15 protein-coding genes and 1 pseudogene are annotated in these 14,646 nt (G+C 68.4%); 9 read left to right on the top strand and 7 right to left on the bottom strand.

The window, feature by feature from the left end; translation table 11 throughout:
- The first annotated feature begins 2 nt into the window (after positions 1 to 2).
- The 6 genes and pseudogenes from AB0395_RS32540 to AB0395_RS32515 form a co-directional block, all read left to right on the top strand.
- Positions 3 to 215, top strand: coding sequence for a hypothetical protein (locus AB0395_RS32540; protein WP_366287733.1), 213 nt, complete (start codon positions 3 to 5; stop codon positions 213 to 215).
- Positions 208 to 489 (top strand): hypothetical protein, encoded by a 282-nt coding sequence (locus tag AB0395_RS32535; protein ID WP_366287732.1) that lies wholly within the window; start codon positions 208 to 210, stop codon positions 487 to 489. The genes AB0395_RS32540 and AB0395_RS32535 overlap by 8 nt, the downstream gene beginning before the upstream one ends.
- Positions 473 to 670, top strand: a complete 198-nt coding sequence (locus AB0395_RS32530) for a hypothetical protein (RefSeq protein ID WP_366287730.1) — start codon at positions 473 to 475, stop codon at positions 668 to 670. The genes AB0395_RS32535 and AB0395_RS32530 overlap by 17 nt, the downstream gene beginning before the upstream one ends.
- Before the next feature lie 144 nt (positions 671 to 814).
- The gene (locus tag AB0395_RS32525) at positions 815 to 1,153 is read left to right on the top strand and encodes a hypothetical protein (protein ID WP_366287728.1); all 339 of its coding nucleotides are present in this window, start codon (positions 815 to 817) and stop codon (positions 1,151 to 1,153) included.
- Positions 1,154 to 1,404: 251 nt separating this feature from the next.
- Positions 1,405 to 1,566: a hypothetical protein gene (locus tag AB0395_RS32520; protein ID WP_366287726.1), complete on the top strand. Its 162-nt coding sequence runs from the start codon at positions 1,405 to 1,407 to the stop codon at positions 1,564 to 1,566.
- Between the two features lie 227 nt (positions 1,567 to 1,793).
- Positions 1,794 to 2,015, top strand: a pseudogene (locus AB0395_RS32515) (DUF1883 domain-containing protein); the annotation flags it as partial.
- 31 nt (positions 2,016 to 2,046) lie between these two features.
- On the opposite strand, the gene AB0395_RS32510 reads toward AB0395_RS32515, so the two are convergent.
- The 5 genes from AB0395_RS32510 to AB0395_RS32490 all read right to left on the bottom strand — a co-directional run bounded on the left by AB0395_RS32510 (position 2,047) and on the right by AB0395_RS32490 (position 6,134).
- Positions 2,047 to 2,967 (bottom strand): helix-turn-helix domain-containing protein, encoded by a 921-nt coding sequence (locus AB0395_RS32510; protein WP_366287724.1) that lies wholly within the window; start codon positions 2,965 to 2,967, stop codon positions 2,047 to 2,049.
- Positions 2,968 to 3,040: 73 nt separating this feature from the next.
- The gene (locus tag AB0395_RS32505) at positions 3,041 to 3,850 is read right to left on the bottom strand and encodes an alpha/beta hydrolase (RefSeq protein ID WP_366287722.1); all 810 of its coding nucleotides are present in this window, start codon (positions 3,848 to 3,850) and stop codon (positions 3,041 to 3,043) included.
- A gap of 64 nt (positions 3,851 to 3,914) precedes the next feature.
- Entirely contained in the window at positions 3,915 to 4,205 is a 291-nt protein-coding gene (locus tag AB0395_RS32500; RefSeq protein WP_366287721.1) for a hypothetical protein, read from the bottom strand.
- A gap of 242 nt (positions 4,206 to 4,447) precedes the next feature.
- Positions 4,448 to 5,125 carry a DUF429 domain-containing protein gene (locus AB0395_RS32495; RefSeq protein ID WP_366287719.1) on the bottom strand — a complete coding sequence of 226 codons (678 nt, stop codon included), beginning with the start codon at positions 5,123 to 5,125 and terminating at the stop codon, positions 4,448 to 4,450.
- A 163-nt stretch (positions 5,126 to 5,288) separates the two neighbouring features.
- On the bottom strand, positions 5,289 to 6,134 hold the full coding sequence (locus AB0395_RS32490; protein ID WP_366287718.1) for an HPP family protein: 846 nt from the start codon (positions 6,132 to 6,134) through the stop codon (positions 5,289 to 5,291).
- Positions 6,135 to 6,700: 566 nt separating this feature from the next.
- Here AB0395_RS32490 and AB0395_RS32485 point away from each other — a divergent pair.
- Positions 6,701 to 7,942 carry a S1 family peptidase gene (locus tag AB0395_RS32485; RefSeq protein ID WP_366287716.1) on the top strand — a complete coding sequence of 414 codons (1,242 nt, stop codon included), beginning with the start codon at positions 6,701 to 6,703 and terminating at the stop codon, positions 7,940 to 7,942.
- A 1,334-nt stretch (positions 7,943 to 9,276) separates the two neighbouring features.
- Here AB0395_RS32485 and pcaB read toward each other — a convergent pair.
- Together pcaB and AB0395_RS32475 are read right to left on the bottom strand one after the other, a co-directional pair.
- Positions 9,277 to 10,626, bottom strand: coding sequence for a 3-carboxy-cis,cis-muconate cycloisomerase (gene pcaB / locus AB0395_RS32480; protein WP_366287715.1), 1,350 nt, complete (start codon positions 10,624 to 10,626; stop codon positions 9,277 to 9,279).
- Between the two features lie 133 nt (positions 10,627 to 10,759).
- Complete coding sequence (locus tag AB0395_RS32475; RefSeq protein ID WP_366287713.1) at positions 10,760 to 11,464, bottom strand: haloacid dehalogenase-like hydrolase; 705 nt, start codon at positions 11,462 to 11,464, stop codon at positions 10,760 to 10,762.
- Positions 11,465 to 11,745: 281 nt separating this feature from the next.
- Between AB0395_RS32475 and AB0395_RS32470 the strand changes: the two genes are divergently transcribed.
- A complete protein-coding gene (locus tag AB0395_RS32470; RefSeq protein WP_366287711.1) occupies positions 11,746 to 13,206 on the top strand; it encodes a benzaldehyde dehydrogenase in 1,461 nt (486 codons plus the stop codon).
- 238 nt (positions 13,207 to 13,444) lie between these two features.
- On the top strand, positions 13,445 to 14,545 hold the full coding sequence (locus AB0395_RS32465; protein ID WP_366287709.1) for a glycerophosphodiester phosphodiesterase: 1,101 nt from the start codon (positions 13,445 to 13,447) through the stop codon (positions 14,543 to 14,545).
- Positions 14,546 to 14,646: the final 101 nt, after the last annotated feature.

The following is a 14,646-nucleotide window of genomic DNA, read 5'->3' as shown; positions in this document are numbered from 1 at the left end:
GCGTGAACGACAAGGACCTTCTCCTGCCGTTCGGGCCCAGCACGGCCGAAGTCCTTCAGGCCGCCCATCCCGAATGGCTGATCTGGCGGGAAATCGCAGAGGGCGTCCACGGTGACTGGTGCGCCCGGCCTGCCGAAGCCTCTGATGATGAGGCGCGACTTCGCCACCGTGACCTCGACGGCCTGAGGGCTTTGCTGGAGGCCGCAGATGGCTGAAGCCGTACAGGTCGCCGCAGAACTCCAGGCCGCGCTCCGTGACCACGGCGTTCACACGGACACGCTGCTGTTCGAGTCCGGCCGCGTCGCCGTACCGATCGGGCCCGGCCTGGTGGCCGTGACCGACGGAAAGCACATCTGGTGGCCCGCCCCGCGCCGGGGACAGCACGGCAGGTCTCGATGGGCGATCTACCGCACGCCCGCCCTGGCCGCCGTACGGCTCGCCGCCCAACGCCTCCCCCCGGAAGGAGATCGGTGTGCGTTTCCCCGATGACCTGCCCGCCGAGCGACCCCAACGCCTTGCCGGGGTGATGTGGCTGCTGTACGGGCGCCGCTTCTCGGCATCCCGGCGCGGCGACCACACGATCGTGGCCACCTCCCCTGCCCGGCCGCTGAGCTCGATGGAGGCCCTCAACCCCGTGATGAACATGTGGCGGGTCCCGCCCCCGCGGTGACCCCGCAGCCCCCGTAAGGGTCACCGGGACCATGCCACCTCCCCGGGCGGCCCCGGGATCATTCCCCAACGGCCGGTGACCTCACCACAGGTCGCCTGCCGGACGATCCCGGGGCCGCCACACCCCACCGTGAAGGAGCCCACCGTGTTCCCACCCGGCACGCCCGCCGCCACCGCCATGCGCAAGATCACTGGCGCCTACGACCCCGCGGCCACCGCGCTGCGCCGCCTGCAGCAGCTCCTCATCAACCACAACGTCTTCACCACACTCGGCCACGACGACGGCGCCCCACGGCTGAACGTCGTACAGGCCGACGTCACCATCTGGACCGACCACCACGAGCGGACGTTCTTCTGGAACGTCACCGGCGAGCGCGCCGAACAGGCCTCCGTCTCCGAGGCGGGAGACGCCGCACGCCGTATCGCCGCACGCCTCACCGAGCTTCCCGCCTCCGCCGACGCACCGACGGCTGAGACGGCATGAGACAGGCGCGACGGCCCGGCTTCACAGGCCGTCGCGCCACCGCCTCGCGAACCTTGGGGACCGAGAGGAAGGCGCGCGAGGCCAGGGTGCGGGCCGGTCTGGGGTGGCACTCGACCCCCTCTCTGTCAGACTGCCGTGAGACACGGACATATGAGTCCTTTTTATGTGAAGCAGGGCGAGATGGGGCCATCGAGACAGTGACTACTCATAACCCTGGTCACGGCGTCAGGTTTCGAGACGGGTGAGGGTCTATGGACTTCGGCTACGCCCGAACCACCGCAGGCAACTTCCGGCTAGTCTCCCGGCTGATGAGCCAAGCCGAACGCGTGCTCACCCTCAATGACGACATCGACCGGATCACTGCTGAGGTCATCGACGCCGCCCGCGACGCCCTTGTCATCGGGACCAACTGACCCTGCCAAAGAACGCCGCTGGGACCCTGTCAAAGAACGTCGCGCGTCACACCTCTTCAGGGTCCATGGCCTTCTTCGCGCGTGCGCGTAGGGTGTCGCGAAAGTCGCGAAAGTCGCGCCTCGTTCCAAGCGGTCGGCCCCGGTTTTGCCTGCCGTTCCATCGCGGGAGGCGTTACTAATGACGTGTGGAGCATCTGTACTGAGAGCTCGGATCGCGCGCGGGCGGCACCTGCTTCGAGGTGGAACTGCGAGGCTCGGCCGCCAGGGTGTGCCTCATGGACAGCGACGACTACCAGGCCTACCTCGACGGCGGTCAGTACGAGTACTACGGCGGCTTCTACAACATCAGCCCCGTCGTCCTGGAGGTGCCCTACGACGACTACTGGTATCTCGTCGTCGACAGCAACGGCCACCGGGTCAGGGCCGCAGTCACCGAGGTCTTCGACTGACCGCCGCCGCCTCCGGCGAGTGGCCCGGTTCTTACCGATACCCCGCGCGCGTAGAGACCCTGGCGAATCTGGTTCCTGGGACGGCATCTGACCAGGTCAGCGCAGTGGAACCACGACGGGAGCCAATCCGGTCCCAGGCCGGGCGCTGGGTTGGCGATGAAGCCGGCCACGCAACGTCGTCGATCGCGAGCCACGGCGCGACGGCCAGGGCCGTGGGCGTGAGCCCGGCAAACGTCGTGACCTCGCGGTGGAGGTGGGACTGGTCGACGTAGCCGCTCTCGGTGGCAACGCGGGCGGCGGCGTGACCCGCCGCGAGTAGGTGGGCGGCGTGGTCGAAGCGCACCAGTCGGGCGGCGCGTTTGGGTGTGATGCCGAGCTGGGACCGGAAGCGGGACCACAGGCGCTTGCGGCTCCAGCCGACCTCGTCCGCCAGGCCGCCGACCCGCACCCGCCCCCGGCTGGTGAGCGTCCGCCGCCAGGTGTAGGCGACCTGCGGATCGACCGGTGGGTGGGCGCCCAGCCGTCGGCCGAGGATGTCCACCGCGATCGTGAACCGTTCGTCCCACGACGTGGCGGCGCGCAGCCTGTCCTCGGCTCGCCCGGCGTCGCGGCCCCAGACCCCCTCAAGGGCTACCACCGTCCCGCTGAGCTCGGTCGATGCGCCGAACAACGTAGCCGCCGCGACCGGCTCCAGCCGGATCTGGAGGAACTCGCCGACTCCCCAGCCAGTTGCCCGGAGATCGCCGGGGAGGAGCCCGACGACGACACTGCCGCGCTCGTGCCGACCATGGGTTTCGTAGATGACGCCTTCTCCCCCGCTCAGATCGACGAGCAGGGTGACGGACGGGTACGCGACCATGGCGATGTCCACAAAGGCCGGGGCACGATGGCGGAACCCGGCCATGCTGACCCCGGGCAGCCGAACCGACGGGCGTGGGACTGCGACGTCCACCCATACCCGGTCAGGTGGCGTCCCGATCGACAACACGTGACCAGTCTAGGCCTCAGGGATCATGGACGGACTGTCAGCGGCCCGTTGCCGTGAAGCCCAGCAGCAGTTTGCCGGTCGTCTCGGGCGCTTCCAACATGGGTAGGTGCCCGACACCGGGCAGCAGCTCGACCCGCGCGTTCGGCACTGCGTCGTACTGGTGCGCCGACGACGGCTTCCAACGGGGGTCGGCAGCGCCGAAGATGGCCAGCACGGGGACCTCGAGGGCGGTGAGACGCTCGGGCACGCTCCGCTCGGCGATGTACGCGGTGTTCCGGCGCAGCACCGTCCTCATCACGCGGTAGGTGATGCCCCGTACATCGGCGACCACGTCGTCCGGGACGTCCACCGGGCGAGCGGCCGTCGCGCTGATCCCCCTGCGGATCATCGCATCCGAGCGCCTCGACCAGAGGAGCGGACCCAAAGGCAAGGCCAACAGGACCCGAAGGATGAACGGCTGCCGAAGGAGCGCATCCAGACTTGGGCCGCTACTGATCAGTGCAAGCGAACCTACGAGGTCGGGACGTTGTTCGGCAAGCGCGGTGGCGACGTAGCCGCCGCTGGAGTGCCCGACCGCGGCGACGTGACGAAGGCCGAGGTCGTCCAGCAGCGCCGCCACCCGGGCCGCCTGCGCAGGCACGTCGTACGACGGCGCGGGCGGGGACTGGCCGCAGCCCGGGAGGTCGACCCGGATGACGTGATGGTGGCCGACCAGTGCCGGGACCACCGGGTTCCAGAAGCCGCTCGAGGCCCCCGATCCGTGGATGAGCAACAACGGCGGCGCCTGCCGCGGGCCGTCATGGACCACGTGCATCCCATGCGAGTGCTCAATGTCGTACTCACTCATGCGGAGACTATGCACGGGCGGTCGACTATCAGTCTTGGACAAATGTTCCCGCGGAGTTGATGACCTACTTCGACGGCATCGGAGGGCCGACCGGACTGGTGGGCTGGTCCGCCGGACCGTCCCCGCCGTCCGCGGGCCCGTCCTGCTCCGCGGCGGCGAACAGTTCCAGCTGCTCGCCGAGCGGCTCGGTGCCGGTGAGTTTCAGGCAACGGCGGCACGTCACCGGCCCGCGGTCCGGATGGGCCGCACCCGGATCCCACCCGCTGACGCCCACCATGCACGCCGGGCCGGGCATCCGCTCGTCGGCGAACCACTTCGTCATCGCGACCTCGTGCACGATGCCGCTGGAGCGCACCCGCAGGTTGGAGCCGTCGGCGTAGGCCGAGCGCGCCGCCGCCGGCGCGCAGCGAGTGCGCGCTGAACGCCTCGGCGTTGGGCAGCCCGGCCCGTACGGCGGCGCGGCGCACCAGCAGGTTCAGCCCGTGCCCGCTCATCCGCGTCACGGACTTGCCCGCCTCAAGGTGGAATCGTGTTCGCGGTGCTCGCCTGGTCGCGGGGATGGTGGTCACGGACGTAGGCCGTACTCCTCACGGCCGATCAAGCCCAGATCGCGCAGGACAGGCCGTCACCGAAAACCTGGGGCGGGCAGGGAACGGAACGGGCCTGTCCCACGGCAACGCGTTGTGCCGTCCAGGCCGCGACCGCAGCGTCAAAAACGTCGTCCACACCCGCCATCACACCGGCCAGGCCGATGTCCCCGGCGATCACGATGCCGGCATCGGCGAGCAGGGCGCGCCGGTGTTCCACACCCGCCCAGGTGGTCTTGCGGACCGGCAGAGGAGCGCCCGCCAACCGGGCGAAGCAGAGCTCGGGATGGACCTCGACCACATGCTGTCGTGCCCGGTGGACCCACAGATCGACCTCCAGCAGCTTCTTCTTCAGAGCGAACGCCTGCCGCGAGACCCCCTCACCGGCCAGCCGACGATTGATCGCGATGGCCGACGTGTGGTCGGCCGCCTCCAACGCGGCACGGGTCGGAGTCATGAACACCGACTGCCAACGCGGCCCTACTTCCCGGCGCGCCAGTACATCGGCCTGCCGGCGCCCGCTGTCAGGCAGGCCGATCGGTATGTCGACAGCCACGACTTCAAGAGCGCCGCCCTCCTCTGCGCGGGAGACGAGATCTCCGATCCGCGCTGCGAAGTACGCACTCACTCGCCCCTCGCCGAGGGCGACACCGACCCAGCCCTTCTTGCATCCATCGACGCCCAGCACCCGATTGCCGTCCATGGGGTTCATGGTGACCCGTACCGAACGTTCTGTCGCCCGCGGATCACCCGGCAGATCGCGCCGCCCGCCACACTGGCCGAGCGGCTGGGAGATTCCCGAAACCGATCCGATCGCGGGTCTCCTGGGAGAAACGGCGGAGTCGTGGCCGTCACCACCAGTAGGTGGGGTAGCGCGCTGTCACTCCGCTGCGTCCGACGAGCATGCCGACGATCACCAGGATGACGGTTGCGGCGAAGAGAATCGGCAGGAACGGCAGCACGGGCTGCTGCTGAGCCACCACGATCGTGGCGGTGGCGGCGGCGGGCGAGTGCGGCGTACGAGTCAGAGCCGTGACCCCGAGGGCCAGGCCACCGGCGACGGCGGCGGCCCAGATGGAGGAGCCGGCGACGGCCAGCACGGCGAATCCGGTAAGCGCCGCCAGCAGCTGACCGCCGATCACGCTTCGCGGCTGCGCCAGCGGCAGGGTCGGCGCACCGAAGACCAGGGCGGCGCTGGCGACAAGCGGGGGCATCAGCCAGACCTGGTCCAGCACGGCGCCGAACGCGACCAGGGTGACCAGGGCGATCGTGGCACCCGCGGTGAAGACAGCGATGGCCGCCGTCTCCGGCCGGGCGGGTGCACGACTCCTAAGACCCCGCCGGACGTCCGTCGCGGTGGTCTCGTCAGACACCTCGGCTTTCCCGCCCGCCGACGAGACGAAGGCCTCCTCGTTGTCCTTGTCGAAGGCACCCGAGTACGCCACACAGGCGGTCCGCCAGGATCGTGATGGCTCCACCCGGATCTCCAGATCCGTCGCGGCCTCGATGAGCCCGTTCGGGCCCACCCTCTCTCCGGGCTCTCCCGGCTCTCCCCGCGAGATCTCCTTCGCGTCCCCGATGACCCGCAGATCGCGCCGCGCGGTCTCCAGGACCTCCCCCGGTCCAGACACATATGGCAGAAACGGCGTCGTCGACCTGCCCATCCGGCTGTCCGGGAAGAAGCTGCGAACCCCCATGAAAAGTCTCCTGCGATCTCGGCATCGGTGACCAAAAGTCGCAGAACGTACTTGTACTTCACTTGAAGGTCAGCGAAAACGCCTGGTCACAAGGCGAACGTCGCCTGATGACTCGTTATCAGGAGCCAAAACCTTAGGCACGACGACAGGGCGAGAGGAGCGGACGACCGGGAACAGGGCGCGGATGAGGTGGAAGATCGACTGCTGGCACACGAGCAGCCGCTACTGGGCGCGGCCTGCTGCCCGGCCTCAGCACAACTACCTTGATCGATGCACTGGCCGTGGTAATTGGCCGGGGCACCGATGATGAGGAACAGGCCGACGCACTGCTGGCCCGGGTGCCTGGCCTGGCCGACCAGGCCCACGACCATCGCACCCGGGTAAGGGAATGGACTGGCGCCCTGTATCCGCCCGCGGCCCCCAGTCCACCCTGGAGGAAATGAATTGGTGCGGTAGAACGCGGACAGTATCAGGCTACTTACTGCCTGGGTCGCTCACGAGAGGATTCAGATCAAGACTTATCTATCATTATTCGATAGAAGGAAGCGACCGCCCAAGAGATCACCTTGCGGCAGGCAATCCACGCCTACATCGATGAGAAAATCAAGACCGAACGCTCCGCTACCGCCAATTGGGTTGACGGCCCAGTGGACATCCCCGACGTCGTGATCGACGACTTGTCGGCTTCGCAGATCAACGACCTGGAGGGGATGGCCGAGTCCCTGCAAATCCCTCTGGAAGAGGCAATCGAGCGATACGGCTACCAGCGCTACGGTGACAGGGTTTCCGGCCAACTGAAAACCGCTTTCCCTGATCAGCTATCCGGCTTCATCAACAAGAACGGAGGCGGCGCTTGGATCGGCTTCAAAGGCGCGATTCCAAAGCAAGCTGTTCAACTAGCTAAAACTCTTCCTGGTCAGGTTGAGTTACGCGGAAACCTTGGCTATATCGAGGTTGACCTATCCAGAGCCCAAGAGCAGATCGACCGCGCTCTGCGGCGCGCACCCGGCGTGAAGGCAGTCAGCACCTGGTATGACCCTGAACTGGGAATCGAGGGTGTCGTGGTACCCTCGGCGGATAGCGTATCAGCGCTGACAAACGACACGTTACAGTCGTCTTTAGCGTCACTGAGAGCGGCGACCCCTGCTATCAAGGTCAACGTGTCCATCAGCACCGTGGAGCAGCTTGACAGCCCCTTCGATGGATACATTCGAGGAGGCGGCAACCTCGGGCCCCAAAACTGCACCTCCAACTTCAACCTGATCTCCGAAAGCGGCGCCACCAAGCGACTCGGTTCGGCTGGCCACTGCGTGGAGACCGGCGTTGCAGAGACCTACTGCAATCAATCTGGCGACGGTGACTGCACCACCATCACCGGTAGGTGGAGCTACGTCGGAAACGGCGGCGATGTCGGTTACTTCGATCACGGCACGGAACTCACGGCCACTCGCACCTTCTACTGGGACTGGGGCCAGAAGAAGTATGCCGACGCCAGATCCGCAGCCCCCAAGGTAGGTGACGCTGTGTGCAAGTTCGGATACAAAACGGGGCGAAGCTGTGGCACAGTTGCCGCAATTAACCAGACCACCATGGACGGCACAATCGGCGGCCTCGTGAGGACGACCATCCCGGTGGGTGCCACGACATGTGACCACGGTGACAGTGGTGGGCCGTTCCACCGGGACGGCGGGGAAGCATACGGTGTCCTACGCGGCTCCCTCTACGATGACAGTGGCGTTCTGTGGTGCTCTTTCACACCGGTGAACCGATACTACAACGGGGCACGTTATTACGTATGGACCCGATAGATCCGATGCTGGGCCGCGCATCCTGGTGCGGGGCCTAGACCTCATGCCATAGGTGAATCCATATGAGACGTGCGACTCTCACTGCCGTACTTGCTAGCATCACGGCGCTGGCCGCCTGCGTGGCCGATAGTCAATCCGCTGGCAACACTACAGAGCCGACTCCCCCCCCGCTCCACGGCGATCGGTACCGACCCGGTCATTCTCGTACACAATGATCGATTCGACAGCCAGCTGATGCCGCTGACCGCACGTCTGAAGTGGATCGCAGACCAATCCTGTCTAGTTGTGGTTGCCACCAATTACCGACCAGAACGAACCGCTGTTCCGGTATGGCCCAAAGAAACCTTACCGCTACGCGCTTCGGACGGTAGGCGAGGTGTCATTACTCCGATAGGGGAGAAGATCCTTGATGGGGATACCTTGAGCGGGGGTGGATCATGGATCCGACCACACTATCAAGCCTATTCCAAGTTCACGCCCCCCAAGGGCTGTCGGGGACATAACATGTTCTTTGTCATCGACAACGCGAATCTGCATCGCATGTAGGCGGCGACCAGAGTAAAAGGTCTCGAAGTTCCGGCCGCAGATTCGGAGCGTGACGAGCATCGGAACGGTGATTCTTGACCTACGGCCCGGCTGGGCCTGCCACCCTCGACGCTGGCACCCGGTATGACCCATATTTTGAACTGGCGCCCAAAATAGGACTGCCTTGTTTTCGAAAATGTCTACCGGGTGCCGGCGTCGACCTGGCCCCCGTTGGCTTTATCAGCAGCTCGTCTGCCGCTTGCGGCGTGACTCGTTACAGTTCTACCGTGCGGTGATCTCATCTAGGCCGACGCCAACCGCAGTCGCCTCTGAAAGAGAAGCCAATCACATGTCCACATTGGTGGAACGCCTCGAAAAGCACGAGCCCCGACGGATCAGGTCGTCAGACGGGCAACACGGTCAGCGGCCGGTAAGCGCCGACAGGGCTCGTTATCAGGAGCCAGGACCCCGGGCCGACGTGATCCGGCACGCCCCGGCGTCGACCGGCCAGAGCAGACATCGGTGTGCCGACGATCGGAAAGGACGCAGGGCCTTACAGCTCGGTTCTGGCACCAGACTCCCGGCTACCCCGTATACAGCCCCTTGGCGCGCTCGGCGGACAGGTCGTAGCCCGTGTTCAGTGTCACGGCGGCGACCAGAGCCGCCCAGTGCAGGCCGTCCACCGAGGCGGTGACGCGCACCATGCCGCTCCCGCTTTCCTCACCTCGACGGCGCTGTCGATCCACGAGGTCCGCACGACCTGGCGCAAGCCCTGACCGGGGCCGCGCGGCCGGGCCGCCCGACGCCGGTCAGGGCGTTCCCCGATGCGCGCGCAGGGCCCGGTCGACGAAGGCTTCCGCCGAGCCGAGGTAGCCCGCGGGGTCCAGAGCGGCGTCCACCTCCCCGGGGGTCAGGTCCACCTGGGGGGCGGCCAGCAGCGCCTCCCGCAGCGAGCCGCCCTCGTCGGCGGCTCTGGCACAGGCGGCGTCGACCAGCGCCCTGGCCTGCGGGGTGCCGCCGAGCTTGACGACGACGTGCTCGGCCATCAACAGCCCCCTCGTCGCGCCGAGGTTGGCCCGCATCCGCGCGGTGTCCACGGTCAGCCCCTCAAGCGCCTCACGGAGCCAGGACGCCGCGCTGCCGGTGAGCCTGAGCAGGTCGCTCAGCGTCTCCCACTCGGCCTGCCAGAGGCCGGTCGCGCGCTCGTGCTCGTGGAGCATGCCGCTGAGCGCGGTGGCCACCAGGCCGGGGACGCGCTGTACGCAGGCCAGCGCCGACATCGCGCCGACCGGATTGCGCTTGTGCGGCATCGCGCTCGAGCCGCCGCGCCCAGGAGCGGAAGGCTCGGCCGCCTCCGCGACCTCGGGCTGGGCCAGCAGCTTCACATCGGTCGCGATCTTCCCGAGCACCCCGGCCGCGGTGCCGAGGGCGCAGGCCAGCCGGGCGATCGGAGTCCGGTCGGTGTGCCAGGGGAGAGCGGGCTCGGCCAGTCCAAGCTCCGCCGCCAGGTGCGGCAGCACCTCGTGGCCCCGTCCGCCGAGGACGGCCAGGGTTCCTGCGGCTCCGCCGTACTGGACGGGCAGGCGCAGCCCGGCCAGACCGGCCAGGCCATGGTCGACGGCGCTCAGCCAGCCCGCGGCCTTCAGGCCGAAGGTGATCGGTACGGCGTGCTGCAGGATCGTGCGGCCCGTCACCAGGGTGTCGCGGTGTTCGGCGGCCAGCCGGGCGCATGCGTCCGCGCACGCGGACAGGTCTGCCGTGAGCGGCGCCAGGGCGCGCGCGGCGACCAGCATCGACGCCGTGTCGTTGATGTCCTGGCTGGTCGCGCCGTAGTGCACGAACCGGCGCAGCTCAGGCTTGACCCGCTCACGAAGGGCGGCGACCAGGGGGATCACCGGATTGCCCGTCGGTACGGCCGCGTGGCCGAGCTCGGCCGGTGAGAAGTGCTCCGGCGCGCAGGCCTCCCACACCGCGGCGGCGGCCTCCCACGGCACCAGATCGGCCTTCGCCTGTGCCGTGGCCAGTGCCGCCTCGACGTCCAGCATCGCGGCCAGCCACGCCGCGTCCGACACCTCGGGCGCCGCGCCGCCCCTGGCGAACATCCCCGAGAACAGTCCGCGGCGTGCCGACGAGGTCATGGTCACCTCAGGAAATGTCATGACGACAGCCTGTCACGCGAGCGGGGAAGCGCAGGGACAAACGGAAAAGACCCTGCCGAGTGGGAAGAACGCCCCATCGCTCGGAATCGCGTCGGGGGCGTGGTGGTTCAGGAGCCTTCGGGACGTCCTGCGCCTAGGCCGTCGTGCCGAGCACCGCCCGCACCACGGCGTCGGTGTCCGCCAGGTCGGCCAGCACCAGCTCGGCGCCGGCCCGCCTCAGCGCCGCCTCGTCGCTCGCTCCCGTGGCCACCGCGACCACCCGGGCGCCGCCGTGGTGCCCGGCCTGGACGTCGTACGGCGTGTCGCCGACCAGGACGGTGCCGTGCTCGTCGAACTCCCCGCCGTACTTGTCCGCGGCCCGCACCTGTGCCAGCCGTACGAGCGGAGGCCGTTCCCCGTGGTCGAGCCCGTAGGCGCCGATCTCGAAGTCCACGTACTCGTCCAGTGAGAACGCCGCCAGCTTGCTGATCGCGATGGGCTTCATGTTCCCGGTGAGCACCGACTGGACCACGTCCGGGCGAGCCGCCAGGGCCGCCAGCGCCTCCCTGGCGCCCGGCAGGACACGGCCGTGGTCGCGGATTTCCTCGATCCGCGAACCGAACCCGGCGGCGAACTCGTGGGAAAGCCGCTGAAGCAGCGGTTCGGACGTCTCGATGCCGTGCATCAGCAGCGTCTCGGTGATGATCGCCCGATCGGTCCGCCCGGCGAACGAGGGCAGCCCGTGCGTGGCCATGGTCCGGCCCGTCACGGTGGTGAACGCCGTCTCGTAGATCTTCCTGGTCAACGGCCCGGCAGCGATCAGTGTGTGATCGATGTCCCACAGGACGAGGGTGCGCACGAGCCTCATCGTATGGGGTGATACCGCCCATAGCAGACCTTGTGCCCGAGGCAGGGGCCACGGCGTACTCGTGAAGCGGGCGGCAGGCGAGGAGCGGGCGTGCGGTGCCCCCTCCTCGCGGCGGCTCTCGCCCGGTGAACTTCGCGGTGCGTCCCGCCACTGTATGGAGGTAAAGATGCCATGGTCAGCAGATGTCCTCTCTGTGTAGGTTCGTCGTGCGGACGAATGTTCATTTTTGAACATGTCGTCCCTCGGACCATGTCTCGACAGAGGGAGACCCCATGACGCTGATGGACGCAAAAACATGGACGGGGCTGGTCTTCGGGGACGGCTGGACCGTTCCGCGGGGTGGGGACGCGGCCGTGGTCGAGCCCGCGACCGGGGCCGAGCTCGGGCGGATCGGCACGGCGGACGCGGAGGATGTCGCGGCGGCGGTCGTGCGGGCCGTACGAGCCCAGCGGGAGTGGGCGGCCACCTCCTTCGAGGAACGGGCGGCGGTGCTGCGGCGGGCCGGGCGGCTGTTCGAGGAACACGAGAGCGAGATCCAGGACTGGCTGGTCCGCGAGGCCGGGTCGGTCCGCGCGAAGGCGGGCACCGAGACGCACATCGCGGCCCAGGAGTGCTACGAGGCCGCCGCGCTGGCCTCCCAGCCACTGGGGGAGATCCTGCCGACCGCGAAGAAGCGGCTCAGCATGGCCCGTCGCGTTCCCGTCGGGGTCGTGGGGGTGATCTCGCCGTTCAACTTCCCGCTGATCCTCGCCATTCGCTCGGTGGCGCCCGCGCTCGCGCTGGGCAACGCGGTGATCCTCAAGCCCGACCCGCGCACCGCCGTCTCCGGCGGCTTCTCGATCGCCCGCGTCTTCGAGGAGGCCGGGCTGCCCCAGGGGCTGCTCCACGTGCTGCCCGGCGGCGTCGAGGCGGGCCAGACGCTGGTCGGCGACCCGCTGGTGCCGGTGATCTCCTTCACCGGCTCGACCGCGGCGGGGCGCAGGGTCGGCGAGGCGTGCGGGCGGCTGCTCAAGCGGGCCCATCTGGAGCTCGGCGGAAACTCCGCGCTGGTCGTGCTCGAGGACGCCGACCTGGACCTGGCGGTCTCCGCGGCGGCGTGGGGTTCGTTCCTGCACCAAGGGCAGATCTGCATGACGACGGGCCGCCACCTGGTGCACTCCTCGATCGCGGAGGAGTACGTCGCGCGTCTGGCGGAGAAGGCAGAGCGCCTGCCGGTCGGCGACCCGGCGGGCGGGCAGGTCGCGCTCGGCCCGCTGATCGACGCGGGTCAGCGCGACAAGGTCCACGCCCTGGTCACCGGCAGTGTCGAGGCCGGGGCGCGGTTGGCCGCAGGCGGCACGTATGAGGGATTGTTCTACCGGCCGACGGTGCTGGCGGACCTGCCCGGCGGCGCCCCCGCCTACGCCCAGGAGGTGTTCGGCCCGGTCGCGCCGGTCATGCCGTTCTCCACGGCGGAGGAGGCCGCCGCGCTGGCCGCCGACAGCGAGTACGGCCTGTCCCTGGGCATCCTCACGCGGGACGCGATGCGGGGACTGGCGCTGGCCGACCTCATCCCCACCGGGATCGTCCACATCAACGACCAGACCGTCGACGACGAGGCGGTGGCGCCGTTCGGCGGCCTGCGCGCCTCCGGCACCGGCTCGCGCTTCGGCGGAGGCAGGGCCAACATCGAGGCGTTCACCGAGACCCGGTGGGTGACGATGCAGGCAGACATCGCCACGTATCCCTTCTGAGGTCCTTCCAACGCTCTGAGCCTTTCCCGTCGGCGCCCGTTCGGCGGGAAAGGCCAGGCAGGGGCGCCTGTCCGTGCGCGGGGACCGCCAGGACGCCACGGGGGAGCGGCACCTCTCGTCCTCCGGTCGCAGCCCGGAAGCTCCTCGCTTCACCGGCGCCCCGACGGTCACCTCCGCGTGCGGTGCCGGTCGTGTTCCCGGCACTCGGCGGCCACCTTCCGCTCCTACCGTCCTGTGCATGATCCGTAGGCTTTCGGCCGTGGCGCTGGCCGTTCTCGTGACCGGTACCGTCGCGGTTGTGCTGCAACAACCCGAACCCGCGACGGCGGACCACCGAGGCCGTGCTCCCATCGTCATCGGTCACCGGGGCGCCAGCGCCCATCGGCCTGAGCACACCCTGCTCTCCTACGAGACCGCGATCGCGCTCGGCGCGGACTACATCGAGCCCGACCTGGTCTCAACCAAGGACCACGTGCTGGTCGCCAGGCACGAGAACGAGATCTCCGGCACCACCGACGTGGAGAACCACCAGGAGTTCGCGGCCCGCCGTACCACCAAGACCATCGACGGGCGGCCCATCACGGGGTGGTTCACCGAGGACTTCACCCTCGCCGAGCTGAAGACGCTCAAGGCGGAGGAGCGCATCCCCGACCTGCGCCCGGAGAACACCGTCTTCAACGGGCTCGCGCAGATCCCGACCTTCGAGGAGGTCGTCCAGCTCGCGCAGCGGCACGGCGTCGGTGTCTACCCGGAGACCAAGCACCCCAGCTACTTCGACTCCATCGGGCTCTCTCTTGAGGAGCCGCTGCTGGAGGTGCTCGGCAGGTACGGCTGGCGCGGGCGGCGTGACCCGGTTTTCATCCAGTCGTTCGAGACCGCGAACCTGCGTGAGCTGAGGAAGAAGACCAGGCTGCCGCTGATCCAGCTGGTCAACGCGACCGGCGCGCCGTACGACTGGACGGCGGCCGGAGACCCGCGCACCTACGACACCATGGTCACCCCGGAGGGACTGCGTGACGTGGCGGGTTACGCGGACGGTGTCGGCGTCGACACCCGGCGGATCGTCCCCGTCGACGCGGAGGGGCGCACCCAGCAGCCGACCACCCTCATCCAGGATGCCCACCGGGTCCGGCTGCAGGTCCACACCTGGACCATTCGGCCGGAGAACTCCCAGCTCCCAGTGGACTTCCGGCTCGGGAACCCGGCCAACCCCGCCTTCCCGCGCGCGACGGGCGACGTGACGGGCTGGCTGGAAAAGCTCTACCGGCTTGGCCTCGACGGAGTCTTCTCCGACGACCCGGGCGTGGCCAGGGCGGTCAGGGACCGGATCTTCGAGTGACGGCCGTGGGCCCCCCCCCGAAACAAAAAACCGGGCGCCCCGGGCCCGACCGGGACCCCCCCCAAAAGGAGATCGGGGGGTGTGGGTAGAGATTGAGGTGA

Source organism: Streptosporangium sp. NPDC051023 (genome assembly GCF_040689595.1).
Classification (GTDB): domain Bacteria; phylum Actinomycetota; class Actinomycetes; order Streptosporangiales; family Streptosporangiaceae; genus Streptosporangium.
This window is presented reverse-complemented; position numbering and strand designations above follow the sequence as displayed.